Genomic DNA, 3,230 nt, shown 5'->3' with positions numbered 1-3,230 from the left:
ATCATCACCCGAGCCAGGGCGACGGTGATCTCCACCAGATCCTTCGGGCCGCCGCCGCGCAGCGTGTCGACCGCCTCGGCCACCTCAAGCGCGTTGCCGGCCGTTCGCCCCAGCGGATGGTCCATGCCGGTCAGCACCGCCTCGGTCCGCACCCCGGCGGCCGTGCCGAGCCCGACCATGGTCCGAGCCAGCTCCCGGGCGTCATCCAGCGAGGTCATGAACGCCCCTGAGCCCACCTTCACGTCGAGGAGCAGCGCGGACGTCCCCTCGGCGATCTTCTTGCTCATGATCGACGAGGCGATCAACGGGATCGACTCGACCGTCCCGGTGACGTCCCGCAGCGCGTAGAGTTTGCGGTCCGCGGGAGCCAGGCCGGCCCCCGCGGCACAGATCACCGCACCGATCTCGGTGAGCTGGCGGCGCATCCGCTCGACCGGCAGGTCGGCGCGCCAGCCGGGGATCGACTCCATCTTGTCCAGCGTCCCGCCGGTGTGCCCGAGGCCCCGCCCCGACAGCTGCGGGACGGCGACACCGCAGGCGGCGACCAGCGGCACCAGCACCAGCGAGACCTTGTCGCCGACCCCACCGGTCGAGTGCTTGTCGACGGTGGGACGCCCGACCCCGGCCAGGTCCAGCCGCTCCCCACTGTCGATCATTGCGGCAGTCCAGCGGTCGAGTTCGGACGGGGACATCCCGCGCCACACCACCGCCATCAGATAGGCCGACATCTGCTCGTCGGCCACCCGGCCATGGGTGTAGGCGTCGATGAGCCAGGCCACCGCCTCAGCAGGCAGGGAGTGCCCGCCACGCTTGGCCCGGATGAGGTCGACGACGTCGAAGTCGGCACTCACGGCGTCACCGGCCCACTGGGCGGGGCGGCTTCGGTGGGGGGTGAGTCGCCGGCAGCCACCGCCGCGGGATCCGGCGTCCGCGGCGGGGCCGGCAGGTCGAGCGGGCCGAACGCGCCGGGCAGCAGCTCCGCCAGCCGGCGCACGCCGTCAGCCGTCGCGACGAGCAGGTCCGGGCCGCCGTGCTCGTGGAGCAGCTGCCGGCACCGGCCGCAGGGCGCCAGGGGCCGCCCATCCGCGTCGACGCACGCGAACGCCGTCAGCCGCCCACCGCCGCGGGCGTGCAACGCCGAGACGAGGCCGCACTCGGCGCACAGCGTGAGCCCGTACGAGGCGTTCTCTACGTTGCACCCGACGACCACCCAGGGCTCGTCCCCGGTGGTGCGGCCCTCGGCGTCCGGGGTGTCGACGACCAGCGCGGCGGCACCGACCCGCAGCCCCGAATACGGTGCGTAGGCACTCTGCGCGACACGGACAGCGGCGTTCCGCAGCCGTTCCCAGCTTCTGTCGTCCACACTCCACCCCATGTTCCTGCGCCCCCGGTCCTCGCCACCCCTTGTTCTCGCCACCCCGCGTTCCGGTGCTCGTGGCCCGAACGGGCGCTAGCGCCAGCATGCCCGACCTCCGCGGACCGGCCACGATGTGATCCCGTGACTCCGCTGACGGCTTCAGCCGTCAGCTTCTCAGGCCGCCTGAGCGTCAGCCTGAAGGACAAGCCCCGCCCGAAGAATTGCGTCGCGCCTCGTGCGCGACAGGTCCCGCTGAGCGGCAGCCAGCCGGCCGGCGGACCGGTCCAAACACGTCGGGTTCGGCTCGTGCTCCCCTGCCGACGTCGTCAGGAACGACACGACGCCGACATCCACGCCGACATCCACGCCGACCACGGCGCCGGTAGGCGGCAGCGGCTCGACCGGGACGTCGTCGCAGGACAGGATGACCTACCAGCGCCTACCCTCACGCTTGACGCTGACCGTCTTGACACTGCCGAGTACCGGCCGGTATTGGTGGACCTTAACGTGACCGATGCCCTGCAAGCGCACGAACGTCCGCGTGGGGTTCTCGGGCTGCGAGTCCCAGCGGCACCCGTCCCCGTCCGAGGGCCGCTGCACCGTGTCGAACCAGCCCGCACCCTTGAAACGCGGATAGCCGGGGACCCCACCCGCCTTCACCCGGCGGAAGAACGTGGCGAACGCCCTCTCCAACCGGCGCAACGTCGCCTGCTGCGAGGAGAACGACCAGCGGGCCTGATCAGGATCGCCCGCCCGGATGTCCTCTTCGATCCCCAGCGCGACGACCGGCCAGTCGTGCTCGGCGCACCGCTCGCGGATGAGCACGTCAAGGCGGTCCCGTACCGGTCCGGCCATCACCCGACGGAACACGCCTCCGAAAATATCGGCACGGCCGGTCCAGCCGGTACGGGTCCGTACCGGATCCCCTGCCGTCTGACGGCGGCAGTCCCCTCCGGAGGTCTTTGATGGCAGGCGAGTCCTCGGGCAGCCCGGGTCCGGCCGGGGCGGTTGCCCTCGTCGGAGGGCGCTACCGGCTCGACGGCATCCTCGGTCAGGGCGGTTTCGGTGTCGTGCACCGAGCCACTGACGAGCTGCTCCAGCGGGTCGTCGCGGTCAAGGAGGTCCGGCTACCGATCACCGAGAGTGGCCTGGAGCGTGACCGAGCGCGGGAACGGGTGCTGCGCGAGGCGCGCGCCGCCGGGCGGTTGCACCATCCGGGCGCGGTTGCCGTACTCGACGTCATCGACGACGGCGACCTGCCCTGGATCGTCATGGAATACGTCGAGGGACACGCACTGTCGCGGATCATCGCGGACCTCGGCGCCCGGCCGGTCGACGAGACCTGTCGCGTCGGCATCAGTCTGGCCTACGCGCTGGAGGCGGCGCACCGCCTTGGCATCGTCCACCGAGACGTCAAGCCGAGCAATGTGCTGATCACCCCCGACGGCCGGGCCCGGCTCACGGACTTCGGCATCGCGGTCAGCCACGGCGATCCTCGGCTCACCAGCACCGGGATGGTGCTCGGGTCGCCGGCCTACCTACCCCCCGAGCGGGCCCGCGGAGACGCCGGCAGCGCCACCGGTGACCGGTGGGGCCTGGGCGCCACGCTGTTCACCACGGTCGAAGGCTGCCCGCCCTTCGCCGGGGGTGACCCGATCTCGGTGCTTGCCGCGCTCATGCAGGGCCGGCGCCAGCCCTTCCGCCGAGCCGGTCCGCTGGCGCCGGTGATCGACGATCTGATGGCGCCGCACGACCTGAGCCGTCCCCCACTCTCCATGGTGCGCAAGCGGCTGCGCGAGATCCTGGAACGCGGCGGCGAGCGCCGCTCGTCACGGACGGGCCGGCCGACCCGGCCGCACCCACCGGCCCGCAC

Annotated in this window: 3 protein-coding genes and 1 pseudogene; 1 reads left to right on the top strand and 3 read right to left on the bottom strand. The window is 72.1% G+C overall.

Features of this window, described 5'->3' with window-relative positions; translation table 11 throughout:
• From NBZ85_RS29355 to NBZ85_RS34180, 3 genes and pseudogenes are all read right to left on the bottom strand, one after another.
• On the bottom strand, positions 1-851 hold an 851-nt coding region (locus NBZ85_RS29355; RefSeq protein WP_261563191.1), incomplete at its 3' end, for a thymidine phosphorylase.
• Complete coding sequence (locus tag NBZ85_RS29350) at positions 848-1,363, bottom strand: cytidine deaminase (RefSeq protein WP_261560266.1); 516 nt, start codon at positions 1,361-1,363, stop codon at positions 848-850. The genes NBZ85_RS29355 and NBZ85_RS29350, both read right to left, overlap by 4 nt.
• Positions 1,364-2,116: 753 nt before the next feature.
• Positions 2,117-2,227: pseudogene (locus NBZ85_RS34180) on the bottom strand (IS200/IS605 family transposase); the annotation flags it as partial.
• A 95-nt stretch (positions 2,228-2,322) separates the two neighbouring features.
• Between NBZ85_RS34180 and NBZ85_RS29340 the strand changes: the two are divergent.
• The coding region (locus NBZ85_RS29340; RefSeq protein ID WP_261563189.1) for a serine/threonine-protein kinase at positions 2,323-3,230 on the top strand (908 nt) is incomplete at its 3' end.

It is taken from the genome of Frankia tisae (assembly GCF_025403405.1).
In the GTDB taxonomy this organism is placed as follows: Bacteria; Actinomycetota; Actinomycetes; order Frankiales; family Frankiaceae; genus Frankia; species Frankia tisai.
This window is presented reverse-complemented; position numbering and strand designations above follow the sequence as displayed.